Here is a 23797-nt window from a genome sequence, read left to right on the forward strand (position 1 = left end):
CTTAGCGCCCGGTTTCTTATTTTTGAGTCTTAAACTTTTTATGATGGAAGATCAAAACCAGCAGCAAAATCAGCTTAATATCGAAATTTCAGAAGAAGTAGCAGAAGGGGAGTATGCCAATCTTGCCATCATTACCCATTCCCACGCCGAGTTTGTAATCGATTTTGTGAATGTGATGCCTGGTACGCCTAAAAGCAAGGTAAAATCACGTATTATATTAACCCCTCAGCACGCCAAACGCTTCATGAAAGCTTTAACGGAAAACATCCAGCGTTTTGAGGCCGCCAATGGAAAGATCCAGGACCTGGAAGACGTACAGATTCCCATGAATTTCGGAGGCCCTACAGCGCAAGCTTAATTCAATTGGCAATTGCTTATTGTCTATTGATTATAACATGCCTGCGTCTGCAAAGCTGAAATAGCCGTTTTCGCTCACTATAATATGGTCGTAGAGGGAAATATCGAATAATTTGGCGGCATCCCTCAGTTTTTTAGTAAGGTCCTGATCGGCCTTGCTGGGCTGTAAACTGCCCGAAGGGTGGTTATGGCAAAGGATCAGGCTAACCGCTTCTTCCAGTACCGCCCTTTTTAAGATCACCCGGGGATCGGCCACGGTTCCTGTAATACCTCCCTGGCTTATTATTTCAAAATGATTTATCCGGTTGCCCTGGTTCAAATAGGCCACGGCAAACACCTCATTGGGCAGGTCGCGCAGGAGGGCCTGCAGGTAGTTGGCGATGTCGCGGCTGCTCTTTACATATGGTTTTTCCAGTACCAGGGAGGCCTGCCGGCGGCGGCCCAGCTCCAGGGCGGCAACGATGGTAATGGCCTTTACTTTACCTACTCCTTTGATACTCATCATTTCCTGTATGGTAATTTTACCTAGTTCATTTAGGTTGTTCTTGCCCAGTCGAAGAACCTCTTTTGCCAGTTCAACGGCATTCTTTTGGCGATGACCGTTTCCGATGAGGATGGCAAGCAGTTCCGAGTCGCTCAACGTGGCTGGATTTTTCCCTAGCAGCTTTTCCCGGGGGCGGTCGTCTTTAGCCCATTCTTTTATTGTAAATTTAGATTCTTGCATAGTTCAAAAATTTCTAGTACTTTTCGGACAAATACTATAACCACAAAATGTGCGTTAAGTACTAGTATCGTGCACTATTTAATATAGAAATCCAAATCTTTTGTAAATACTTAATCTATATCCCCATGAACAGAAAGACTACTTTAGCCGCTATTGGAGGTTATCAACCTTTTCTTTTTTGCATAGGCATGTATTTTGTCGCCCTTTTCTTCTCCATTTTTATTTGTTCAGCCATTTTTTATGCTTTCTATCCCAAAAAGATCGCCAAAGAAGAGGGATCGAACCATAGAACCACGGCTATGACACCGGGCAATTCAAATATTTTGCTGACAGTAACCAAGTAAGCGCATCATTTGGGGATGCACCGATTAATCAGTTTCCATTGAGTTCCTATTTAATTATCAGGGTGAAATAAATTTTTTGTCCATAGGTTGTCGGGCAAATCCCACGCTACTCGTTATCTTCGCCGCACATTTTATCGCGGTATGCAAATGTCAAGCAAGATCTTTTCAGGCACAGGGTCACAATACCTGGCCGAGAAAATAGCCCAAAAGTTCGGGGCCTCCCTAGGAAAAATAACCATCTCAAAGTTCAGTGATGGGGAAATTCAGCCTGTATTTCAGGAAAGCATCCGGGGTGACATGGTATTTTTGGTGCAAAGCACCTTTGCCCCGGCGGAAAATTTACTGGAATTATTATTAATGATCGATGCCGCCCGGCGGGCTTCGGCCTATAAAGTGGTGGCTGTAATCCCATATTATGGCTACGCGCGGCAGGACCGGAAGGACAAGCCCCGCGTGGCCATCGGTTCTAAACTGGTTGCCAACATGTTAGTGGCTGCCGGCGCCGACCGGGTGATTACCATGGACCTCCATGCCCCCCAGATCCAGGGATATTTCGACATTCCCGTTGACCATCTCGACAGTTCTGCCATTTTTATTCCATATATCCAACAACTTCAGTTGGAAAACCTTACCTTTGCGGCCCCCGATGTGGGAAGTGCCAATCGTATTCGTGAAATAGCCTCTTACTTTAATGCAGAGATGGTAATATGCGATAAGCACCGTAAACGGGCCAATGAAATTGCCAGCATGGTGGTGATTGGCGACGTTACCGACCGGGATGTGGTGTTGATAGATGACATCTGTGATACAGGTGGTACGCTGGCAAAAGCAGCCGGTTTGTTGAAGGAAAAAGGCGCCCGCAGCGTTCGTGCATTGTGTACGCATCCTGTTTTAAGCGGAAATGCATACTCAAATTTAGAGAACAGTGTGTTGGAAGAAATAGTGGTATGCGATACCATTCCGATGAAACAGAAGCTTTCTAAAATTAAGATCATAAGTGTTGCCGAACTGTTTGCTGTAGCTATTCGCAATGCATATGAGAACAGAAGTATCACGGGGCTCTTTATTCATAGCCAAAGAAGAAACAGCTAAAAGAAGGAATTTTTAAACAAACATAAACAATGAAAACAATTACAATCGAAGGACAACTGAGGACCGAAATCGGGAAAAAAGCCACCCGACAACTTCGCTCTCAGGGAATGGTGCCTGGTGTAATTTACGGCGGTACACAGGAAATTGCTTTCGCAGCACCTGTGCTGGCTTTCAAACCCATCGTATATACTCCTGATTTCCAGTTAGCTGAAATTAAAGTAGATGGAAAAAGCTACAAATGTATCATGAAGGACCTGCAGTTTGACAAGGTTTCAGACCAACTGTCACACGTAGACTTTCTGGAACTGGTACAGGACAGACCGGTAATTGCTACCATTCCTATTAAATTTACCGGTGCTTCTATAGGGGTAAAAGATGGCGGTCGCCTTATTACAAAGGTGAAATCATTAAAGATTAAATCACTTCCTCAGCACCTGAAGGAGAACATTGAGGTGGATATTACCAATCTGGAATTGAATGGTAACATTCGTGTTGAAGACGTGAAAGAGCCTAACTACGAAATTCTCAACTCACCGCGTATTCCCATTGCATCAGTTGTAATGACGCGTCAGTTGAAACAGGAAGAAGCTGCTGCACCTGCTGCCGGAGCTAAAGCACCTGCTGCCGCTGCTGCTAAAGCACCTGCTGCTGCTGCTAAAGCGCCTGCTGCGAAAAAGTAAGTTTGATAATGTTATTATAAAGCCCGGTTAATACCGGGCTTTTAAGTCGAAATACAGAGAGGTCAGGTGAGTCATTGAGGAACTGAGAATAGGGACCATTGACTGATTTGACCTTTTTTACTGAAGCTGACCACCCCCAATTGACGTGCGACTCAATTAACAGGTGACCTAATACTGACCATTTGATCCATTTGCCGGATTGCCTAATTTGACCTTTGACTTTTAAGACTGTTTGGATCATTTTTGGCCTTTTCTGCATATAGCTTACCCCACCACCCATTATTCAACTATTGCCGTTATGAAGTTCCTGTTGATAGGATTAGGTAATATTGGAGAAGAATATGCGTATACTCGTCACAACATAGGTTTTGATGTAGTGGATGCTTTTGCCCATAAACACGGCGGCCTTTTTGGGGTAGGAAGGCTGGCACACGTTTGTGATATGAAGTGGAAGGGCAAAAAGTTGACGATAATCAAGCCTACCACGTATATGAACCTGAGTGGCAAGGCAGTAAAGTACTGGATGGAAAAAGAATCGGTCGCTTTGGAACAATTATTGGTAATAGTAGACGATATTGCATTACCGCTCTCCAGAATCCGCCTCCGATCTTCGGGTAGTAGTGCTGGTCATAATGGATTGCGGAGCATCGAGGAGACCCTTCTTACCGATAAATACCCCCGATTACGATTTGGTGTCGGTAACAATTTCCCCAAAGGAGCGCAGGCTGATTTTGTACTTAGCCGCTGGACGCCCGAGGAATCGCCCTTAGTAAAACGAAAGGTTGAAAAATGTGTGGAGGTGGTAGAAAATTTTATCACTATTGGCATCGAACGAACTATGAATGAAGCGAATAAATTGGAGTTTACACTATGATTTGTTAATTTGAATCTTTATTTTCGCAATGCCAATATTTGTGGTGAGTAATATTCTGGTATTCAATATCTCTATGACCACGTACCCCCGGCTTTTCCAGGCGCATGAAACTTGAAAACAATTATCTCAATTAAACCCTTTGTTGAGTATGAAAATTTTCTGTGTAGGCCGTAATTATGTGGCTCACGCAAAAGAACTGGGTAACGAGGTTCCGGATGAACCTATAGTTTTTATGAAACCTAAGAGTGCATTACTGCAGGCTCATACCCCTTTTTATTACCCCGAGTTCACAAACGAATTACATTACGAATGTGAACTGGTATTGCGTATATCGAAGAACGGCAAATACATTCAGGACAGATTTGCCAGCAAGTATTACGATGCTGTAACCGTAGGCATCGACTTTACTGCGCGCGATATTCAAAATGAGTTAAAAGAAAAAGGGTTGCCCTGGGAAAAAGCAAAAGCCTGGGATAATTCAGCAGTGATTGGTAAGTGGATACCTCTTACGAATATCAAAAACAAAAAAGACATCAACTTCTGTTTATATAAAAACAAGGAACTGGTGCAACAGGGAAATTCAGGGTTAATGATAAATAACTTTGATAAAGTAGTGGCCTATATCTCCAACTACTTTTCAGTGAACATCGGCGACCTCGTATTTACCGGTACACCCGCGGGAGTAGGCGAATGTGTGGTTGGTGACGAGCTGGAAGCTTTTATCGAAGACGACAGCTTATTAAGTTTAGAGATCAAATAACAAATAGATCATCATTACAAGGAAATAGCCTTTCCCGATTCTTCGGGAGAGGCTTTTTTTATTGTCTTAACCGGCTTTTATGGGATGCACGGGATTATTGGAAGAATTTTTATCCTTATCCCAAAAATTCTCATAAATCTAATAAATCCCAGGTCAGACTAACAGTTGTTATTATTACTTTTGCCGGTTATCTATGATGCACACCGATACATTATTGAAGGCTTACCGCCTGATGTGTACCGCCAAAGCCATGGCCGACACCTATGAAGCAAACCGCGCTATTTGTAAGTACGTTCATTCAACGTCACGAGGTCATGAAGCCATTCAATTGGCGGCTGCCTTTCAATTACTCCCCTGTGACTATATAAGCCCGTATTACCGGGATGAGAGCATTCTGCTGGGTCTGGGCTTTTCGCCCTACCAGTTAATGCTGCAGCTGCTGGCTAAACGCGACGATATCTTTACCGGCGGCCGCGAATACTATTCCCACCCCAATTACCGGGGGGCCGATAAACCGGCTATTATACACCAGAGCAGCGCCACCGGTATGCAGGCCATCCCAACCACCGGCGTTGCCCAGGGTATACAATACCTGGAACAGATAAACTCCGATAAGTTAATAAAAGGCCCCGGTGGCGAATTACCAGTGGTAATTTGTTCATTGGGCGATGCCAGTGTAACCGAAGGTGAGGTGAGTGAGGCCTTCCAGTTTGCCATCCTGAAGAAGCTCCCGGTTATTTACCTGGTGCAGGATAACAACTGGGGCATAAGCGCCACCTCGGATGAAGTGCGCGTAATGGACGCCTACGATTATGCAGCGGGCTTCCCCGGCCTTGACCGGGTACGGATAGACGGCAGCAATTTTGAAGAAAGTTTCGATGCCATGCACCGCGTGGTGCAGTATGTGCGGCAGCATAGAACACCCTACCTGGTGCAGGCTAAAGTGCCCTTGCTGGGCCATCATACCAGCGGAGTGCGCAGGGAGTTTTACCGCACCCCGGATGACCTGGAAAAGCATGCGGTCAACGATCCCCTGCCCAGATTGCGGCTGCGTTTGCTACAGCTTGGTGTAGATTCACAACAGTTGCAAAGCATAGAGAAAGAAGCCTGGGCGGCCGTAAACGAACAGTTTCAAAAAGCGGCAGAAGCGCCCGAACCGGATCCCGCCACCGTAACAGACCATGTGTTTGTGCCAACGCCTGTTACCCGGGAACAGGGGCAACGGCAGCCGGCCGGCAATGAGAAGATCATTATGGTAGATGCCGCCTTATTTGCCATCAGGGAAATAATGGAGGATTATCCTGAAGCCATGTTGTACGGGCAGGATGTAGGCCGGCGACTGGGCGGTGTATTCCGCGAGGCAGCTACCCTGGCAGAAAAATTCAGCGATACCCGCGTTTTCAATACCGCCATTCAGGAAGCATACATCATTGGTTCAACAGTGGGCATGAGTGCAGTAGGAGTAAAGCCAATTGTTGAGGTGCAATTCGCCGATTACATTTATCCCGGCTTCAATCAGCTGGTGACGGAGATCTCGAAATCGAGTTACCTGACCTGCGGTAAGTTTCCTGTTGCAACAGTAATACGCGTGCCTGTGGGTGCCTATGGCGGCGGTGGGCCTTATCATAGCGGAAGTATAGAAACAACATTGCTGTCGATCAAAGGCATCAAGGTGGTCTATCCTTCCAATGCTGCAGATATGAAAGGATTGATGAAAGCTGCATTCCTTGATCCCAACCCGGTTGTAATGCTTGAACATAAAGGATTATACTGGAGCAAAGTGCCCGGTACAGAAGATGCAAAAACAATTGAGCCGTCCAGGGATTATGTCTTGCCATTAGGTAAAGCTGCATTGGCTCTCAAAGCCGATGACACCCACATTACTAACGGTGAATCCTGTTGTGTAATAACTTATGGCATGGGCGTTTACTGGGCGCGTGCTGCTGCAAAGAATTTTCCCGGGCAGGTTGATGTGATTGATTTGCGTACGTTATACCCACTTGATGAAGCGCTCATCTTTGAGCGGGTAAAAAAGCATGGCAAATGTTTGGTGCTTACCGAAGAACAACAGAACAATTCCTTTGCAGAAGCACTGGCAGGAAGAATATCATATGCATGTTTTCAATGGCTCGATGCACCGGTTACCGTAATGGGTGCATTAAATGTTCCGGCAGTTCCAATGAACATGCAACTGGAGCAGGCCATGTTACCAAATAGCGAAAAAGTGGCGGCAACAATCAAACAATTATTGCGCTCGTAAAAACGGGCAATACATACTCTACAAGATAATTTTACTTCTCCTTTTATTCTACAAGATAAGTAGGTTGTATCGTACATCCTATCCTTCTGCCGTTTGTAATATTTTAACACGGGGCATATAATAAAAATTGTCTTATTTACGTAGAGTTACGTACTTCAAACCACCTAAGCAGCCATGAAAAACAGATATCTGAAAGGTGCCCATCTTTCTGAACGGAAAGTTCGGGAACTTATTAAATTATTCTCAGAAGATCTGACAGCCACACAGATCGCCAACATCACAGGAATTAGCCGTATTACGGTAAATGCGTATTTCAAGCTAATTCGTACACACATCGCAAAATTTTGCGAGGAAAGAAATCCATTTCATTTCACCAATGGAACAACGGTTTACCATGTTTCGGAAAATGGGGAAGTTGCCAGTAATGGCGAAGCGTCAAAAAAATCGTTTTACGGCATTTTTAAAAACGATGAAACCATTTACACCGACAAAATCGCCAACATTGATGCTGAATGGATGTACGATTGGTTAAAAGGAAAAACGGAGGGCGAACGCGATATCGTTGAAAAGTATCGCCTTCACATGTACAATGGCATTGCCGATTTTAACAGCATCCGTTTGTTCCGCACCAACGATTCGGTAACAGGTGTTACCCGTGGCAAATCAAACATCGATGAAATTGATTTATTCTGGGGAATGCTTAAATCGCGGTTGATAAAATTCCGTGGTTTAAACAGCGGCACCCTGTACCTGCACGTAAAGGAAACTGAGTTCAGGTACAATTACAGGGAAAATGATTTATTTGAGCTGCTGATGGAAATTCTGCACAAACGTCCGTTGCATTATTCAAAAGCAGTAAGATAATTAACGAACTCCGGGGATTTTCTTTCTATAGCCTATCGCAACTCATCCCTGGATCATATAAAACCAGTTGCGGTATAGAATTTTTCTCATGTGACTCGCGGCCCGATTCTTCGGGCTGCTTTTTTCTTTTCCTGTACCTTTACATAATGGCACACGACCACTCACATGCACACGGTCATTCCCACGCCGTATCATTTAATGAAGCAAGCCTGAAGGCTTTCCAGATAGGTATTGCCCTTAATATAATATTCGTAGTAGTAGAAGTAGTGGCTGGACTGGCCTACAAGTCCATGTCGCTGCTGAGCGATGCCGGCCATAACCTGGCCGACGTGGCCAGTTTGCTGCTTTCCTATATCGCCTTTAAGCTCGCTCACCGGCAGGCTACCATCCGGTACACGTACGGGTTTAAGAAAACAACCGTGTTAGCGGCCTTTTTAAACGCCTTGTTGTTGTTACTGGCTATTGGTATGCTCGGGTATGAATCGGTATTGCGCCTGCAGGCGCCACCTGCCGTTAAGGGTACCGGCATTGCCTGGGTAGCTGCGCTGGGAATTGCGGTGAACGGTATTTCAGCCCTTCTTTTTTTCAGGCATAAAGACTCCGACCTCAATGTAAAAGGCGCCTATTGGCATCTGCTGGCCGATGCGCTGGTATCGGTAGGGGTGGTAATTGGTGGTATTGTTATTTCCTACACCGGTTGGTATTGGTTAGATCCTGTCATTGGCCTGGCAATCATGATCATCATCCTCATCAGCACCTGGTCGCTGTTTACCGATAGTTTTAAAATGACGGTTGATGGAGTGCCGTCAGGTATTGAGCTGGATGAGGTAAGCCGCATAATATTATCCGTTAAACATATCGTCAATGTGCATCACATTCACATCTGGCCATTAAGCACTACCGAAAATGCGCTTACTGCTCATGTTATCATCGATGACCGGCTGCCATTCGATGAAAAATTAAAAGTGATCCAACACCTTAAACACGAGTTACTGCATCACAACATTCACCACAGTACTATTGAACTGGAATCGGAAACCATACATTGTCCCAACGAAAATGATTGTTTGGAGCAGCAGGTACAACAACACACCCATTAAGATTCCCTGGGCGTAGTTACATACCGGTAAATCATTTCCGATACTTCAGCCATGGCCTTTTTGGCATTGGCCTCGTTCTGCAGGTTTTTTGATAAGATCACCAACACATATTTTTTTCCATTGGGAAGAAATACAATTCCGGAATCATGTAAAACGTGGGTAATATTCCCCGTTTTGTGAGCCACCTTTACGTCTTTGGGTAAACGTGCAGGAATGATTTCATTGAATTCCTGGTCTAATAAGATTTTAATCATGGCCTGTGATGAAGCGCTGTCTACTATTTCGCCCTTTGCCATTTTTTCATAAATCACCATCAGGTCGTTTGCGGTGGTAACATTATTTAAACCCCTGTCGAACGCTTTGCTGTCTTCCACACCCCGCAGCACCTGTATTTTATTGGCGCCCAGCTGCCTCATAGTTAGAGTAACGTTGCGGGCATTTACCATTTGTATTACCGTATTGGTGGCCAGGTTGCTGCTCCTGATGATCATGTCGTACACCAGGTTGTACAGCGGCATCTTTTCACCCAAATGCTGGTACAGTGCTGTGTCGCTGTCGTCTTTGGGGTTCAGGCTGAACAGGCTGCTGTCGACAATGCTTTTAAATTCATTTTTAAGTACAACAGAATCGTTCAGGGAGAACCTGCGGGCAGCGGCCTGTTTGTATACCTCAATCATAACCGGCGTTTTCATAGTGCTGGCAGCATGAAAAAAATCCTGTTCGTTTATGAGCAATGAATCTCCTGTTGACAGGTCTTTAAATGCCACGGCAAAATTGCCGGGTTGTTCAGCCAGTCTGGAGTTGATCTGGTCTTTCAGTTTATTTAATGTCATGCGGTTTGTGCATGCACAAAACAGCAACATACTAAACAGCAAAAGCCTGGAAAGATGGGTCATAGTTGTTCAATAACGCTTTTAAATACACTGCTCAGTTTTTGGTCGGCTTTAGCGGCAACGGCAATTATTTCTTCAATGTTCACTGGTTGCAGGTTATCGGGATCACATTCATCCGTAATAACACTTACCGCAGCGCACGACAGTCCTATCTGGCTGGCCACAATCACTTCCGGCACGGTGCTCATGCCTACCATATCAGCCCCGATCACCCGAAGAAAACGGTATTCTGCCCTTGTTTCCAGGTTAGGACCTGGCACGGCTACATAAACGCCTTGTTTAAGCGGAACAGACAGCTCAAGCGCCGTCTTAATAAATACTTTATTTAACCGGATGTCGTATGGTTGGCTCATATCGGGGAACCGGGGGCCTAAACCTGGTTCATGCACCCCGCGTAAAGGATTTTCTGGCTGCAGGTTAATATGGTCGGTAAGTAACACAAGATCGCCCATTTTGTATTCAGGATTCATCCCGCCGGATGCATTGCTCAATAACAAATTGGTTACACCTAATGCTTTAAACACCCTCACCGGGAAAGTGATCTGTTGCATGCTGTAGCCTTCGTAATAATGAAAGCGGCCCTGCATAACCAGTATCTTTTTATTGCCAACCCTGGCGAGTATCAGTTTGCCCTTGTGCGATTCAACGGTGGAGGTGGGAAAATGCGGGATCTCATTGTAAGTGATTTGCTGAATCACTTCAACCCGGTCAATAAAAGAGCCTAAACCAGTGCCGAGAACAATAGCAGTGGAAGCGCCGGTAAATCCTTTCTCTTCTAAAAACTGGCTTGTTTGTGCAATTTTTTCAATGATATGGTCCATCCCGTGATTTTTTTTCAAAATAAAGTATTCCAATGGTTATTTACTAGCATTTGGATACTTTTATTCAATAGTGTATTCTTTTTCAGAATATGATCTGTATTGTAAAATCTATTAATTTAGTGGAGTAATAAGCCGCATAACAGCTCAATAGATGTCAATGAAGATGAACAGATTATTTTGTACGATCGCCCTCACAGGTTTTTTTATTTTGTTGCAATGGCAGCAGAGCATTGCCCAGCAGACAGCTGTAAAGCCCAATATTATTTTTATCCTGGCCGATGACCTGGGTTATGGCGATTTGGGTTGTTACGGACAAAAACTGATACAAACTCCTAACCTGGATGCCATGGCAAAACAGGGCACCCGGTTTACACAGTTTTATGCCGGCACCGCGGTATGCGCACCTTCCCGTTCTTCTTTTCTTACCGGGCAACATACAGGTCATACCCCCATACGGGGAAATAAAGGCGTGCAACCCGAAGGGCAATGGCCCATTCCCGATTCGGCCGTTACCATTGCTGAAGTATTGAAAAAAGCTGGCTATGCCACTGGTGATTTTGGAAAATGGGGCCTTGGGCCTGTTGCTTCATCCGGTGATCCCATTAAACAGGGTTTCGATGCTTTCTATGGATATAATTGTCAAACGCTGGCGCATGATTATTATCCCGATCATTTATGGGAGAACGATACCCGAATTGACTTTGCCGCCAATACGCCTGAGCACCCAACAGATTACTCGGCAGACCTGATACATCAGAAAGCGCTGCAATTTATCGATCAGCATAAAGGCAATCCATTCTTTGTATTTCTCTCTTACACATTGCCGCATGCAGCCCTGCAGGTGCCCGATGACAGCCTGTTTGAGAAATATAAAAAGCTGCTCAACGAAAAGCCCATTCCCGTACCAAAATGGAATGGAAAAAATTATGCACCGCAAGCTTATCCACGTGCTGCTTATGCAGCTATGGTAAGCCGGCTGGATGTATATGTTGGACAGGTATTGCAGAAATTAAAAGAAGCCGGTATTGATAAAAACACATTGGTGATCTTCTCCAGTGATAACGGGCCGCATAAAGAAGGTGGCTATGATCCTGATTACTTTAACAGCAATGGTCCTTTGCGGGGTATTAAAAGAGATCTGTATGAAGGCGGCATGCGCGAACCAATGATCGCCTGGTGGCCTGGAAAAATAAAGGCAGGCGCTACCTCTGATTATGTAGGCGCCTTCTGGGATTTTTTACCCACATTTGCCGAACTGGCTAAAGCGCTAAAACCAGCAAACATCGATGGCATTTCAATTGTGCCGGCGTTGCTGGGACAAAAAAATGCTCCCTCGCATCCCTGGTTATATTGGGAGTTTCACGAACAGGGTGGCAAACAGGCGGTGCGCATGGGAAAATGGAAAGGCATAAAATTAAATGTAACCAGCCAGCCCAATGGGCCCATAGAGTTGTATGACCTTACAACAGATCTGGGCGAGAAAAATAACGTGGCGGATAAACATCCGGATATAGTGCAGGAGATCAAAAAAATTATGGAGCAGCAACACAGGGAGAGCCCGGATTTTCCCTTGTTTACAAAATCAGCTAACACAGAATGACCGGAACAGGTACAAATATAAATGGAGTTTTTGGAATGGGCATCGTAGTAACAGTTATGATAGCCATTGCAGGGTGCAACCAGTCGGGTGGTAAAGTAGCGGCCAGAACGGATAGTATCCCTAAAGGCGATACAGTAATGTCCTGCACCTCAAACCTGCCATCCCGTTTTGCCGCAACAGCTTCAACAGATTCAATAGTGGCCAGTGGTAAGAGTTCTTACGCCGGTATGGTTAAGATACCCGGTGGTGATTATCAAATGGGCGCTGCAGACAAAGACGGTAGGCCTGATGAATATCCGCAGCATCCTGTTCATGTAGATGGCTTTTATATGGATGCCACTGAAGTAACGAATGCGCAGTTCATGGAGTTTGTAAAAGCCACCGGTTATGTAACAACAGCAGAGCGTACACCCAATTGGGAGGAATTGAAAAAGCAATTGCCGTCAGGCACGCCTAAACCAGCCGATAGCCTGCTGGTAGCAGCTTCGCTGGTATTTACGCCGCCGGCAAAACCTGTTGCCCTGAATGATGTAAGCCAGTGGTGGCAATGGGTAAAGGGCGCCGACTGGAAACATCCTGAAGGGCCGGCCAGCAGCATAAAAGGAAAGGAAAATTACCCGGTGGTACAGGTTTCGTGGGACGATGCCATGGCGTACGCCAAATGGGCCGGTAAGCAATTGCCAACTGAAGCAGAGTGGGAGTGGGCTGCCCGGGCAGGATTAACCAATCAACCCTTTACCTGGGGAAGCGAAGCTGTTGAAAAAGGTAAACCAAAAGCAAACATCTGGCAGGGGCATTTTCCCGATCACAATACCGCAACGGATGGATTTGCCCGGGTGGCACCGGTTAAATCATTCGCCCCCAACGCCTATGGTCTGTACGACATAGCCGGCAATGTTTGGGAATGGTGTGCCGATTGGTACCGGTCAGATTATTATACCCAGGCAACAAAGAAAGCTGTAAACCCGCCCGGACCTTCAGTCGGTTACGATCCTGATGAACCCACTGTTCCTAAACGGGTAGTGCGTGGCGGTTCCTTTTTATGTCATGCATCCTATTGCGCCAGCTACCGGGTGTCCGCACGAATGAAAACATCACCCGATACCGGCCTGGAACACACAGGTTTTCGATGTGTAAAGAAGTAAGTGGATTCTCCACTTTTGTCAATCTTAGAAAAAAATATATGAGCAAGGCGTTTTTTTAATTTTGCAAAATCGTTTTAGAAGTGTATTATTGTTACATATTTACTCATACACACACTCTCTATGGGTACATTTAAATTAACTGATTACATGAGATCGATTGTTTGCCTGTTAGTAACGTTTTGTTACGTAAATTCCTTTGCCCAAACTACTCAAAGCCAGGTTGAACCGGTGGATTATGTGAACCCGTTAATGGGCACCGACTCAAAGATCGATTTGAGTAACGGAAATACGTACCCAGCCATCGCGCTGCCCTGGGGAATGAATTTCTGGGTACCCCAAACCAACCGGAATGGCGACGGCTGGACCTATCAATACAGTGCTGAAAAGATCAGGGGTTTTAAGCAAACCCATCAACCATCTCCGTGGATAAATGATTATGGTCAGTTCAGTATTATGCCGGTTACCAAAAAAATGACCTTCGACCAGGAAAAACGCGGCAGCTGGTTCTCCCATAAAACAGAAAAGTCAACGCCTTATTACTATAGTGTGTACCTGGCCGACGCCGATGTAACCACCGAAATAACGGCCACCGAACGGGCCGCCCAGTTACAATTTACTTTCCCTGCCTGCGATAGTTCATTTATTGTAATCGATGCCTTTAATAAAGGGTCTTATATCAAGATCATTCCGGGTGAACGGAAGATCATTGGCTACTCATCTGCCAACAGCGGGGGAGTGCCTGCAGGGTTCAAAAACTACTTTGTTGTTTATTTTGATAAAGATTTTACGGTAGCCAATACCTGGCACGATAAAACCCTGGCAACCGATACGCTGGAATACCAGGCCGATCATACCGGCGGCATCGTGGGGTTCAAAACTAAAAAAGGCGAACAGGTACATATAAGAACCGCCTCCTCTTTTATCAGTTTTGAGCAGGCTGAATTAAATGCACAGCGGGAATTGGGTAACGATTCGTTTGAGGCCACTTGCAAAAAAGGGCGCCAGACCTGGAATAAGGAGTTAGGCCGGTTGCTGGCAGAAGGCGGCACGCCCGATCAGTTGCAGACCTTTTATTCCTGTTTATACCGCGTGCTGTTATTCCCCCGCAAATTTTATGAATACAACAAGGCTAATGAAGTAGTACATTACAGTCCATATAACGGACAGGTTTTACCAGGCTATATGTTTACCGACAATGGTTTTTGGGATACCTTCCGGGCTGTGTTCCCCTTCTTTACTTTAATGTACCCCAGTGTAAACAGTCAGATCATGCAGGGACTGGTAAACACATATAAAGAAAGCGGCTGGTTGCCGGAGTGGGCCAGTCCTGGCCACCGCGATTGTATGGTGGGTAGCAATTCTGCTTCGCTGATCGCAGATTCGTATATGAAAGGGATCCGCGGTTATGATGTAAATACTTTGTATGAAGCTATTGTAAAGAATACCGAACATGAAGGCCCGCTTTCATCGGTAGGCAGAAAAGGCTGCCAGTATTACAACGAATTGGGTTATGTACCGTATGATGTTAAGATCAATGAAAATGCGGCCCGCACCCTTGAATATGCGTACGACGATTTTACCATAAGTCAGCTGGCGAAAGCCATCAACCGGCCTAAGGAAGAAGTTGACCGTTTTGCCCATCGCAGTATGAACTACCACAACCTGTTCGATCCTTCCACTTTGCTGATGCGTGGAAAGAATAAGGATGGCAGTTTTCAATCGCCATTCAATCCGTTTAAATGGGGCGATGCATTTACAGAAGGCAATAGCTGGCATTATACCTGGAGCGTGTTTCACGATGTGCAGGGATTGGCGAACCTGATGGGTGGCAATAAGATGTTTGCAAAAATGCTCGATTCTGTATTTGCACTGCCACCGGTATTTGACGAAAGTTATTATGGCGGCGTTATTCATGAGATCCGCGAAATGCAGATCATGAACATGGGACAATATGCCCACGGTAACCAGCCCATTCAGCACATGATCTATTTATACAATTATGCCGGCGAACCATGGAAAACCCAATACTGGATCAGGCAGGTAATGAATAAATTATATCATGCGGCGCCCGATGGTTATTGCGGCGATGAGGACAACGGACAAACTTCTGCCTGGTATGTATTTTCAGCAATGGGCTTTTATCCGGTTTGTCCTGGTACCACGCAATACGTTTTTGGAACACCGTTGTTCCGTAAAATGACGCTCACTTTTGAAAATGGGAAAAAGCTGGTGATCCAGGCGCCGGCAACAGATAAGAACACATATTATATTCACAATATTTCACTGAACGGGGTGGTGCATCCGAAAAACTGGATCGATCACAGCCAGTTGCAGAAAGGTGGCACATTGTTATACGATGTGAAGAGTACGCCTTCCTACACCCGGGGAACTACACCGGCTGCCTATCCGTTTTCAGTAACCCAGGCATTGGCCCGATAATACAATAACCATATGAAGAAAGTATCAATAAAAGATATTGCTCAAATGGCGGGGGTAGCATCGTCTACCGTATCATTTGTTTTGAATGGGAAAGCCCGTAAAATGCGCATCAGTGAAACCGTTGAAAAGCGGGTGATTGAAGTGGCCCGCAATGCCGGGTACTATCCCAATCAGCTGGCTATTAGTTTACGTACCGGTAAATCAAAAACGCTGGGGCTGATAGTAGAGAATATTGGCAATCCCTTTTTTGCCACACTGGCAAAAACAATTGAAGAAGAAGCCGAGCAATATGGCTACCGCGTGGTGTATTGCAGTACGGAAAACAATGCCTCGAAAGGTAAAGAGTTGATCAATATGTTGTCGCAACGGCAGGTAGATGGCTACCTGATAACACCGGCGCCGCATATGGAAGATGATATTCAGCAACTGGTTCAGTTAAACCGGCCTGTAGTTTTAATTGACCGGTACTTGCCCTCGGTGGATGTATCGCATGTATTGGTAAACAATACCGAGGCGGTATCGCAGGGGATGGCGCACCTGTTCGACCGCGGCTATAAAGAAATAGGATTTGTTACGGTGGACCTGGATGTTATACAAATGGAGGAACGGCTCGATGGATATCTTGGTGCATTGTCAAAACAGGGCATCCGGTTAAATAAAGATATCATCCTGAAGATCCCTTATACCCATCAACGCGATGAGGCGGTTGAACTGATAGCAGCCCTGTTGAAGGACAATCCGCAACTGGATGCATTGTTCTTTGCCACCAACTACCTGGCCATCCTGGGCCTGGAAAGCATCAATCGTTTAAAAATGGCTATTCCGCAGGACATTGCTGTAATCAGTTTTGACGATCACGATATTTTCCGCATCTATCCGCCCGGTATTACCAGTATTCAACAACCGGTTGAGGCCATTGCAAAAAAAGCGGTGGCATTGCTGATGGAACAATGCGAAAGCACCGAAAGTAAACTCTCCACAACAGAGGTAGAGCTTACCGCCAAATTGATAGTGAGAGGGTCTACCTAACGGAAGGACTTTCTTTATTTACCAATGATTTACCGGCAGTATAATGGTAAAGGTAGCGCCCATTCCGGGAGCGCTTTTAGCTGTAATTATTCCATCATGGTGATCGACAATTTTTTTGCATAAAGCCAGGCCAATGCCGGTGCCGCTGTAAGCGCGGATGTTGTTCAACCGTTGAAAGATGATGAAGATCTGTTCTGCATATTGTTGTTCGAAGCCGATGCCGTTATCGGTAAAAACAAGTTTCACATACTCATAGTCTTCCAGCAATTTCGGATATTGCGCCACTTCTGTTGGCAACAACATGGTTGCCGTAATATTTATAGCCGGGTTGGTTTCTGAAAACTTTAATGCATTGCTGATCAGGTTCGCGAACAACTGGTGCAATTGCAAGGGAATGCCTTTAATTACCGGCAAATTAGTATAAGTAACAGTTGCCTGTTTTTGCTCAATGAGTAACTCATAGTCTGATAATACGTCCTTCAACACTTTATTGAGATCTGTTTTTTGAAACTGTTCACCGGTTTTGGTAAGCCGGGAATAGTTCAGCACTTCATTGATGAGTGTTGACATTCGTTTGGCTGACAAATAGATCTTGTTAAAGTATTTTTCAGTAAACTGGCTGTCATTCAGATGTTCCTTTACCATATTGGCAAAGGTTTGAATTTTGCGAAGCGGTTCCTGCAGATCATGACTGGCGATATAAGCGTACTGTTCCAGCTCGTGATTCGATTTTTCAAGGGCCGAGTTGGAGGTTAATAATTCACTGGTACGCGCCAGCACCATTTTTTCCAGCTCGTCGTTTGCTTTCTTTTGATCGGTGATGTCCAGCACGGTACCAATCATGCGCACCGGGTTTTGTTTTTTATCATAAACGGTAGTGCCATTTACCCTGATCCATCTTTCTGATTGATCTTCTCTGATGATGCGGGTTTCATAAGCCAGGCTGCCTGTTATCAACCCGGTTTGAAAAGCGTGTTCTACCCAACTCCTGTCGAGCGGGTGAACGTATTGCATAAATAATAACCGGCTCCATTGCTCTTTTGAGTGGCCCATTATCTTTTTGTGTTCGGGCGAAGTAATGGTAAGCCCGGTTATAAGATCAAGGTCCCACAAGCCTATTTCGGCAGCTTCCACCGCCAGCCGTAACCGTTCCTCACTATCTTTTATGCGCTGTTCTGCTTCTTTTTGTTCGGTTATATCCAATACAATACCCTGCATTTTCAGTGGCGCCTGTTTGTCGTCAAACAGGATCTTGGCATTTAGCCTTATCCAGTGAACGGGGTGGTACGTATCAGGCAATATTATCCGGACCTCATATTTCAGTACACTTGTCTGCAATGCTTTTTCAAACGATCTGTCTGCTATATGCCGGTCATCATCATCGATGGCTTCCAACAGGTCGTTATAAGACAGCTTGTTTGTGCTGGGATAGCCATAAATATCGGCCAGCCGTTCTGAAAAATTAAATTCATTGTCCTGCATATTCCAGGTAAAAGAACCCAGGTCGGCGCTTTCAATGGCCAGGCGCAGCCTTTCTTCGCTTTCCCTGATCTGTTGTTCAGCTTTTTTATGGGCGGTGATGTCCCGGGCAATCTTTGAAGCGCCGATGATAACACCTTTACTGTTTTTAACAGGAGAAATGCTAAGCGAAATATCGAGTAATCTGCCGTCTTTGGTAAGGCGTTTGGTTTCAAAATGATCTATCCGTTCACCTCTTTTCAGGCGTTCCAGTATTTCGGGTTCTTCATCCAGCCTGTCGGGAGGAACTATTTTAGTAATGGAAACCCCAATCATTTCCTGGGCGGTATAACCAAAGATCCTTTCAGCACTTTTATTCCAACTGGTGACAATACTTTCCAGGGTTTTACTAATGATGGCGTCGTCAGATGATTCCACAATGGCCGCAAAATGACCGTTGCTTCCTTCAATGTTCTTTTGGTCGGTAATATCTGCCAGTATATTCACAGCGCCTGTTACCTTTCCCGCGGCATTAAAAAAGGGTTTGGGATGGGGCAGTACAAAGCGCCTTGTACCATCGGGCCGTTCAATAATGAACGCTGCATCCTGAATTTCCCGGCCTTCCTGGATAGCAATGGCCATGGAGCTTTGATCCAATGGCAATGCTTTTCCATCCATGGTATACATTTTAGCAGCCCCGCTCCACAGCTCTTTGCCTGGTTCCGGTTTGCGCCCCCACAGGGAGGCTGCGGCTTCATTATAACTGAGTATATAACCATCGGCGTCGCAGGTATAAACAGCTGCCGGTAATGCCTGAATGACTTGCTGCGTAAAAATAGTAGCTGCTTCCACAGGGTTTTTCATTCGTTCGCGTCTGCCTGGGGGCCCGGGGTCATTATTTGGTCTTTTTAGCTGCGGCATTTCTTTTGATTTCATATTCGGGAGGTAACATATATTATATGATTTTAAAATTCTATGCCAACTCAGGCAGGAGACAATCTTTAGTGTAACATATTGTTTTATAGACAATTCTATTCGTTGTCCCAGCTTCTACATATTTAATAAAGTGGGGATTAATGCGCCCGGATCATTGATATTAATCAGTTCAGGGTAAATTACAGGCGGTTAACTTTGTATTGAATAAAACGTTTTCTAATTAACTTTTAATCTAATAACTTTTTAGTATGAATAAGAGTAGTAAAATATTGGCCGCGTTTATAGCCGGCGCTGCTGCAGGTGTTGTATTAGGTATTTTGTTTGCCCCGGATAAGGGATCTGAAACCCGGAAGAAAATTAATGAAGAAGGAAAAAAAATGTCCGATGCCCTGAAGAACAAGTACAATGAAATGAAAGAAAAAATGAATGCTGTTAAGGAAGATATGGAACAACAGCACGAAGATTTTGCATAACGGAACAGAACAACAAAACGGGCATTATGAGTAATTCATTCGAGAAATGGGAAGGGTTATCCGACCATGTAAAAGAATATATCAATACCAGAGTTGAATTAACCAAACTACAGATTGCCGAAAAAACATCGCTGGTCGTTAGCCAACTGATTGCAGTTACCATTGTAGCCCTGTTTTTTTTATTGTTTTTAATTTTTGGAAGTATTGCCGGCGCCTGGGCGTTGAGTAACTGGCTTGGAAAACCCTATTCGGGTTTTTTGATCGTCGCGGGTGTTTATTTGCTGCTGGGTATTATTGTTTGGCTGGGAAGGGGCCGGTTATTGCGTTTTCCTATCATGAACGCAATAATAAAACAATTGCAAAAGAAAGACAACGACAACGAACCTTCCTGATTTTCTCCCAATTATGAATATATAACGTTTACAATGATTTGAAAAGATCATTGTTTGGGGATTTTATTTGAATAAAATCTTTTTCTTTTTTATTTTTATTCAGATTCCCTGGTACACTTCAAACCTCAAAGCAGGTATTCGGGCCTGATTGTATTCATAACTCATATGAGTAATCTGCCGTTTTTCTGATCAACGTGACTCTCCAACTGTACAGCTTCTTGCAAGTATTAATTCATGCAGGCAGATTAGATAATACGCATGTTTGAATACATAAGGTATTCGGATAATCGTTATTTACTGGTATTGTATACATGCAAATGACTGCCGCACTGCGGAGAGTTACTGTTAACCATTAAACACCTGGGTATGAAAAGGATCAAGCTTATTTTGAATATTACCGCCATTACCATTGCCATAGGCGGCGCTATCGCTACCAGCCTGTACATGCAAGACAATGACCAGCCTCAATATATTCCCGTCAATAATTCCTACACCCCTGTTGGTGAATATGGTACCGACTATAAATGCCACGATTCTACTGGTGTATGTACGTATTACCAGCCAGATCCGGTTGCCCGGCCCCATGAATATTCGCCACATCACAAAGGCAAATACGTTCCGGTAAATAAATAATACAACAGGCATAACCGAAAACATCTATTAACGGGTACAGGTAAACCATTACATGTTGTATCGGTCAATCGCATAGCGGGATTTTGCTTCTTGTTTTTAAATGATTAAGCCTATCATTGATGTATAACCTGTTTTGCCTTTATTAAGTAAGATTTTTATATTAATAACTTATGATGAATTATTTATTAAAAAAAACAGGCTGATTCAGTTGACCCGTTTTTTTATGTAGTTTGATGGCTGGAAATGAACTGGTTTTATCGGGTATGTAAGACGAACTATAAAAATATCTAATGGATATAATTCACTGAACCAGTTTTTCTTTTGTGCAAGAATTTTTTATTCACTTTGTATATGCAGGAATATTTTTTGCAATAGTTAGGAACAATGTGTAGTGACTTAAATAATCTAAAAATAACTGATATAAATCTTTGAACATAGTCTTTTAGTATATAACTTTAGTTCTACCATCGCCCTCAATTCTACCTATCTACCTTATCCCCCCTGAACGCCTTATTCTAATCTACATCTAACGTATAGCAGGAACCTGTGAATTTTTGGATGCTTCCATTCGTCAATAACTCTTGCGCCCTTAATACCCTTTCATATTATGAAAAGAAAGATTATTATTGAAATAATATCTTCCTTATTGATATTGCTTTTTTTGTATGCCAGTGTAAGCAAATGGCTGGCATTTAAAACATTTATTGGCGATATGAATAACCAGCCGTTTCCTAACTGGATGACACCTTACCTGGTAGTCATAATCCCGGTTGCTGAAGTATTGATTGCCATGGGATTGATATTTGAGAAAACCAGAGTGCCTGCCTTGTATGCATCCTTTGTTCTGATGATGGCGTTTACGATTTACACCGTAACTGTCTTATTACATGCGTTTAGGTATGTTCCCTGTTCCTGTGGTGGCGTGATAAAGAAACTCACCTGGCCTCAACATCTTTTCTTTAATCTGTTTTTTGTTGCTATCTCATTATTGGGTATCTGGCTTAAAAAGCGGGATGCCCAACATGAAGTACGTACGGTGGGTGCATAAATACACTTCACAGATATATAAACTTTTTCCTGTTTTTATTGCTGCCGCATTTATTCCGGAGTAGGTGTGTGCATGCATAACGGGGGACAGGCGAAGCCGAAAACCTGCATAACAGAGTAGGCAGTTAACCATTAGAAAAAGGACTATTAATGAACAAAATTAAAGTGGTATTTGTCGCACTTGCAATGTTCGCCGGCGTAGGTGGTGCATTCGCTACTCATTGCGAACAATGCGAAAATTCAGTACAGTACATTTGGAACGGAAGCATGTATGTAGCAATTGGAGAATATGGTGTAGATTATGATTGCTTTATTTCAGGTGGTACCTGCACTTATTATAAGCCCGACCCGGTTGGTCAACCAAACTCCTATTCACCTTGCCACATAGGTGGATATTACATTCCGTAATGGCTAGTTAGTTAAAGCTCTGTTTAAATCATTCTAATAGGGCCAGTCATTTTTTAATGACTGGCTTTTATTTGCATTAAACTATTCCCGCTCATTTTGTAAGTAATGTCCCATCAATGTGGCATCTGGCGGAATGGGTAACGCATACAATGGGCTGTTGGGTTGCAATGTATACGGTTGGTTATTTATGATTCTTGTTGGTACAATGGTTGGTTTTTCCAGGTTCAGCCGCCTGATGTCTGTCCAGCGCACGCCCCGTAACGGCATTTCCTTTCTTCTTTCAACAAGTATAGTATCCAATAATGCATCGGCAGGTATTACGGTGTAAGGAATAAAAGTACCCGTTTTAAATCTGCTTGCCAGCAGGGTGTTCAGGTCGTTCAATGCCCCGGTAATGTTACTTGCCCGGGCCCGGCATTCTGCTCGTACCAGGTACATTTCGTCGGTAGCCAGTCCGGTAAAACCAAAAATGCTTGCATTATAACTGTTTTTAAAATTGACCCTGCCAGCGGAATTGATTGTGAAAAATAGTGAACGCCGCAGGTCGTTTACCGCATACTGACTGTAAAGCAGCGTATCAACAATACAATTGGAAATTGCTTTTACCACATTGGTTTCGCTGAACTTGCTTTGATACATGGTTTCCGCATTTGTACGTTCGAATGGTTTTGATGAAGCTGCATCCTTTGTATTGTAATCAATAAGTGAGTTGTAAAGCTTTAAACAATTATCGGCATAAACACCTGCCTGCTCATAATTACGCATGCTTAAATACACCCGCGCCAGCAGGGCATTGGCAGCCGGTTTGTTTGGGCGGTTAAGGTAAACGGTTACTGCATCTGGTACCAGGTCCTTGGCAATCAGCAGATCATTTATTATTTGATTATAGGTTTCTTCGAGGGTGCTCCGTACTACCACTTCATCAACATTAGGGGTTAGTTTTAAAGGAATGCCCAGGTTTGTGGTGGCTGTTTCCGCCTTATAGGGCAGGGCAAATACCTGGGCCAGGTTATAAAAGGCATATGCCCTGATAAAAAGCGCGGCGCCTTTCATGTTATTCCACTGCTGCTGATTGTTGGCGGTGACGTCAACGTTTTTCAATCCATCCAGCACAACATTGGCGTAAAATACCTGTTCATAGGGCGTATTCCAGTCGGCCAACTTTCCTTCCCCTTCATAAATATCTGCTGCCCAGATGTAGGCATTCTTCTCTTTTTTACCAAGCAGTTGCCAGTAGTTGGTTGTAATATAGAAATTATCCGACGATAGTTCACCCAGGGCTGGTGTTAAACTCAGGATGGCCTCATTATCCAGCAGTTGCTGAAAATCTTCCAGCGTAGTGGGAACCACTACATTTGAATTGGGTTTTTCATCCAGGAAGCCCTTTTTGTTGCAGCTGATCAGGCTCCAGCAAAGTAGCAGTAAAAACAGGTAAATGATGTTTACTTTCATTGGAAAGGAATTGCTG

Annotated in this window: 23 protein-coding genes; 18 read left to right on the forward strand and 5 right to left on the reverse strand. The window is 44.3% G+C overall.

Annotation, left to right across the window (positions count from 1 at the left end; translation table 11 throughout):
- Positions 1 to 40: 40 nt before the first annotated feature.
- Positions 41 to 358 carry a DUF3467 domain-containing protein gene (locus tag NIAKO_RS00870; RefSeq protein ID WP_014216490.1) on the forward strand — a complete coding sequence of 106 codons (318 nt, stop codon included), beginning with the start codon at positions 41 to 43 and terminating at the stop codon, positions 356 to 358.
- 30 nt (positions 359 to 388) lie between these two features.
- On the opposite strand, the gene radC is transcribed toward NIAKO_RS00870, so the two are convergent.
- Complete coding sequence (gene radC, locus NIAKO_RS00875) at positions 389 to 1081, reverse strand: RadC family protein (RefSeq protein WP_014216491.1); 693 nt, start codon at positions 1079 to 1081, stop codon at positions 389 to 391.
- Positions 1082 to 1206: 125 nt separating this feature from the next.
- Between radC and NIAKO_RS00880 the strand changes: the two genes are divergently transcribed.
- From NIAKO_RS00880 to NIAKO_RS00920, 8 genes are all read left to right on the forward strand, one after another.
- The gene (locus NIAKO_RS00880) at positions 1207 to 1425 is read left to right on the forward strand and encodes a hypothetical protein (RefSeq protein ID WP_014216492.1); all 219 of its coding nucleotides are present in this window, start codon (positions 1207 to 1209) and stop codon (positions 1423 to 1425) included.
- Positions 1426 to 1572: 147 nt separating this feature from the next.
- A complete protein-coding gene (locus NIAKO_RS00885) occupies positions 1573 to 2517 on the forward strand; it encodes a ribose-phosphate diphosphokinase (RefSeq protein WP_262493715.1) in 945 nt (314 codons plus the stop codon).
- Positions 2518 to 2546: 29 nt separating this feature from the next.
- The gene (locus tag NIAKO_RS00890) at positions 2547 to 3197 is read left to right on the forward strand and encodes a 50S ribosomal protein L25 (protein ID WP_014216494.1); all 651 of its coding nucleotides are present in this window, start codon (positions 2547 to 2549) and stop codon (positions 3195 to 3197) included.
- Between the two features lie 232 nt (positions 3198 to 3429).
- Entirely contained in the window at positions 3430 to 4071 is a 642-nt protein-coding gene (pth, locus tag NIAKO_RS00900) for an aminoacyl-tRNA hydrolase (protein ID WP_242675432.1), read from the forward strand.
- Between the two features lie 148 nt (positions 4072 to 4219).
- Positions 4220 to 4831, forward strand: a complete 612-nt coding sequence (locus NIAKO_RS00905) for a fumarylacetoacetate hydrolase family protein (protein WP_014216497.1) — start codon at positions 4220 to 4222, stop codon at positions 4829 to 4831.
- A gap of 193 nt (positions 4832 to 5024) precedes the next feature.
- Positions 5025 to 7091, forward strand: a complete 2067-nt coding sequence (locus tag NIAKO_RS00910; RefSeq protein WP_014216498.1) for an alpha-ketoacid dehydrogenase subunit alpha/beta — start codon at positions 5025 to 5027, stop codon at positions 7089 to 7091.
- Positions 7092 to 7265: 174 nt separating this feature from the next.
- Entirely contained in the window at positions 7266 to 7955 is a 690-nt protein-coding gene (locus NIAKO_RS00915) for a LuxR family transcriptional regulator (protein WP_014216499.1), read from the forward strand.
- Between the two features lie 146 nt (positions 7956 to 8101).
- Positions 8102 to 9055: a cation diffusion facilitator family transporter gene (locus tag NIAKO_RS00920; RefSeq protein WP_014216500.1), complete on the forward strand. Its 954-nt coding sequence runs from the start codon at positions 8102 to 8104 to the stop codon at positions 9053 to 9055.
- Here the strand turns inward: NIAKO_RS00920 and NIAKO_RS00925 are convergent.
- The gene (locus NIAKO_RS00925) at positions 9052 to 9888 is read right to left on the reverse strand and encodes a serine hydrolase (protein WP_207622355.1); all 837 of its coding nucleotides are present in this window, start codon (positions 9886 to 9888) and stop codon (positions 9052 to 9054) included. The genes NIAKO_RS00920 and NIAKO_RS00925 overlap by 4 nt on opposite strands.
- Before the next feature lie 59 nt (positions 9889 to 9947).
- The gene (locus NIAKO_RS00930) at positions 9948 to 10769 is read right to left on the reverse strand and encodes a purine-nucleoside phosphorylase (RefSeq protein WP_041346170.1); all 822 of its coding nucleotides are present in this window, start codon (positions 10767 to 10769) and stop codon (positions 9948 to 9950) included.
- A 163-nt stretch (positions 10770 to 10932) separates the two neighbouring features.
- Between NIAKO_RS00930 and NIAKO_RS00935 the strand changes: the two genes are divergently transcribed.
- The 4 genes from NIAKO_RS00935 (at position 10933) to NIAKO_RS00950 (ending at position 16982) form a co-directional block, all read left to right on the forward strand.
- Positions 10933 to 12369 (forward strand): arylsulfatase, encoded by a 1437-nt coding sequence (locus NIAKO_RS00935; RefSeq protein WP_107685519.1) that lies wholly within the window; start codon positions 10933 to 10935, stop codon positions 12367 to 12369.
- Positions 12366 to 13514 carry a formylglycine-generating enzyme family protein gene (locus tag NIAKO_RS00940; RefSeq protein WP_014216504.1) on the forward strand — a complete coding sequence of 383 codons (1149 nt, stop codon included), beginning with the start codon at positions 12366 to 12368 and terminating at the stop codon, positions 13512 to 13514. Before NIAKO_RS00935 ends, NIAKO_RS00940 begins: the two co-directional genes overlap by 4 nt.
- A 147-nt stretch (positions 13515 to 13661) precedes the next feature.
- On the forward strand, positions 13662 to 15953 hold the full coding sequence (locus tag NIAKO_RS00945; protein ID WP_014216505.1) for a GH92 family glycosyl hydrolase: 2292 nt from the start codon (positions 13662 to 13664) through the stop codon (positions 15951 to 15953).
- A gap of 12 nt (positions 15954 to 15965) precedes the next feature.
- Positions 15966 to 16982, forward strand: a complete 1017-nt coding sequence (locus tag NIAKO_RS00950) for a LacI family DNA-binding transcriptional regulator (protein ID WP_014216506.1) — start codon at positions 15966 to 15968, stop codon at positions 16980 to 16982.
- An 18-nt stretch (positions 16983 to 17000) separates the two neighbouring features.
- Here the strand turns inward: NIAKO_RS00950 and NIAKO_RS36275 are convergent, their stop codons facing one another.
- Positions 17001 to 19304, reverse strand: a complete 2304-nt coding sequence (locus NIAKO_RS36275) for a PAS domain-containing sensor histidine kinase (protein ID WP_165761230.1) — start codon at positions 19302 to 19304, stop codon at positions 17001 to 17003.
- Positions 19305 to 19624: 320 nt separating this feature from the next.
- Here NIAKO_RS36275 and NIAKO_RS00960 point away from each other — a divergent pair, with 320 nt between their 5' ends.
- The 5 genes from NIAKO_RS00960 to NIAKO_RS00980 all read left to right on the forward strand — a co-directional run bounded on the left by NIAKO_RS00960 (position 19625) and on the right by NIAKO_RS00980 (position 22329).
- Positions 19625 to 19849, forward strand: coding sequence for a YtxH domain-containing protein (locus NIAKO_RS00960; protein ID WP_014216508.1), 225 nt, complete (start codon positions 19625 to 19627; stop codon positions 19847 to 19849).
- A 26-nt stretch (positions 19850 to 19875) separates the two neighbouring features.
- Positions 19876 to 20241, forward strand: coding sequence for a phage holin family protein (locus NIAKO_RS00965; RefSeq protein ID WP_014216509.1), 366 nt, complete (start codon positions 19876 to 19878; stop codon positions 20239 to 20241).
- Between the two features lie 366 nt (positions 20242 to 20607).
- Positions 20608 to 20874: a DUF6520 family protein gene (locus NIAKO_RS00970; protein WP_014216510.1), complete on the forward strand. Its 267-nt coding sequence runs from the start codon at positions 20608 to 20610 to the stop codon at positions 20872 to 20874.
- 607 nt (positions 20875 to 21481) lie between these two features.
- Positions 21482 to 21922, forward strand: a complete 441-nt coding sequence (locus NIAKO_RS00975) for a MauE/DoxX family redox-associated membrane protein (RefSeq protein ID WP_014216511.1) — start codon at positions 21482 to 21484, stop codon at positions 21920 to 21922.
- A 149-nt stretch (positions 21923 to 22071) separates the two neighbouring features.
- Positions 22072 to 22329: a DUF6520 family protein gene (locus tag NIAKO_RS00980; protein ID WP_014216512.1), complete on the forward strand. Its 258-nt coding sequence runs from the start codon at positions 22072 to 22074 to the stop codon at positions 22327 to 22329.
- Between the two features lie 81 nt (positions 22330 to 22410).
- Here NIAKO_RS00980 and NIAKO_RS00985 read toward each other — a convergent pair whose 3' ends face one another.
- Entirely contained in the window at positions 22411 to 23781 is a 1371-nt protein-coding gene (locus NIAKO_RS00985; protein ID WP_014216513.1) for a RagB/SusD family nutrient uptake outer membrane protein, read from the reverse strand.
- Positions 23782 to 23797: the final 16 nt, after the last annotated feature.

The organism is Niastella koreensis GR20-10 (assembly GCF_000246855.1).
GTDB lineage: Bacteria > Bacteroidota > Bacteroidia > Chitinophagales > Chitinophagaceae > Niastella > Niastella koreensis.

Coding starts and splice junctions, on each gene's coding strand:
- NIAKO_RS00910 (WP_014216498.1), top strand. CDS start 5,025: ATGATGCACACCGATACATTATTGAAGGCTTACCGCCTGATGTGTACC.
- NIAKO_RS00950 (WP_014216506.1), top strand. CDS start 15,966: ATGAAGAAAGTATCAATAAAAGATATTGCTCAAATGGCGGGGGTAGCA.
- NIAKO_RS00920 (WP_014216500.1), top strand. CDS start 8,102: ATGGCACACGACCACTCACATGCACACGGTCATTCCCACGCCGTATCA.
- NIAKO_RS00965 (WP_014216509.1), top strand. CDS start 19,876: ATGAGTAATTCATTCGAGAAATGGGAAGGGTTATCCGACCATGTAAAA.
- NIAKO_RS00915 (WP_014216499.1), top strand. CDS start 7,266: ATGAAAAACAGATATCTGAAAGGTGCCCATCTTTCTGAACGGAAAGTT.
- NIAKO_RS00970 (WP_014216510.1), top strand. CDS start 20,608: ATGAAAAGGATCAAGCTTATTTTGAATATTACCGCCATTACCATTGCC.
- NIAKO_RS36275 (WP_165761230.1), bottom strand. CDS start 19,304: ATGAAAAACCCTGTGGAAGCAGCTACTATTTTTACGCAGCAAGTCATT.
- NIAKO_RS00925 (WP_207622355.1), bottom strand. CDS start 9,888: ATGACATTAAATAAACTGAAAGACCAGATCAACTCCAGACTGGCTGAA.
- NIAKO_RS00940 (WP_014216504.1), top strand. CDS start 12,366: ATGACCGGAACAGGTACAAATATAAATGGAGTTTTTGGAATGGGCATC.
- NIAKO_RS00890 (WP_014216494.1), top strand. CDS start 2,547: ATGAAAACAATTACAATCGAAGGACAACTGAGGACCGAAATCGGGAAA.
- NIAKO_RS00985 (WP_014216513.1), bottom strand. CDS start 23,781: ATGAAAGTAAACATCATTTACCTGTTTTTACTGCTACTTTGCTGGAGC.
- NIAKO_RS00930 (WP_041346170.1), bottom strand. CDS start 10,769: ATGGACCATATCATTGAAAAAATTGCACAAACAAGCCAGTTTTTAGAA.
- NIAKO_RS00870 (WP_014216490.1), top strand. CDS start 41: ATGATGGAAGATCAAAACCAGCAGCAAAATCAGCTTAATATCGAAATT.
- NIAKO_RS00945 (WP_014216505.1), top strand. CDS start 13,662: ATGAGATCGATTGTTTGCCTGTTAGTAACGTTTTGTTACGTAAATTCC.
- NIAKO_RS00975 (WP_014216511.1), top strand. CDS start 21,482: ATGAAAAGAAAGATTATTATTGAAATAATATCTTCCTTATTGATATTG.
- NIAKO_RS00935 (WP_107685519.1), top strand. CDS start 10,933: ATGAACAGATTATTTTGTACGATCGCCCTCACAGGTTTTTTTATTTTG.
- NIAKO_RS00880 (WP_014216492.1), top strand. CDS start 1,207: ATGAACAGAAAGACTACTTTAGCCGCTATTGGAGGTTATCAACCTTTT.
- NIAKO_RS00885 (WP_262493715.1), top strand. CDS start 1,573: ATGTCAAGCAAGATCTTTTCAGGCACAGGGTCACAATACCTGGCCGAG.
- radC (WP_014216491.1), bottom strand. CDS start 1,081: ATGCAAGAATCTAAATTTACAATAAAAGAATGGGCTAAAGACGACCGC.
- NIAKO_RS00960 (WP_014216508.1), top strand. CDS start 19,625: ATGAATAAGAGTAGTAAAATATTGGCCGCGTTTATAGCCGGCGCTGCT.
- NIAKO_RS00905 (WP_014216497.1), top strand. CDS start 4,220: ATGAAAATTTTCTGTGTAGGCCGTAATTATGTGGCTCACGCAAAAGAA.
- NIAKO_RS00980 (WP_014216512.1), top strand. CDS start 22,072: ATGAACAAAATTAAAGTGGTATTTGTCGCACTTGCAATGTTCGCCGGC.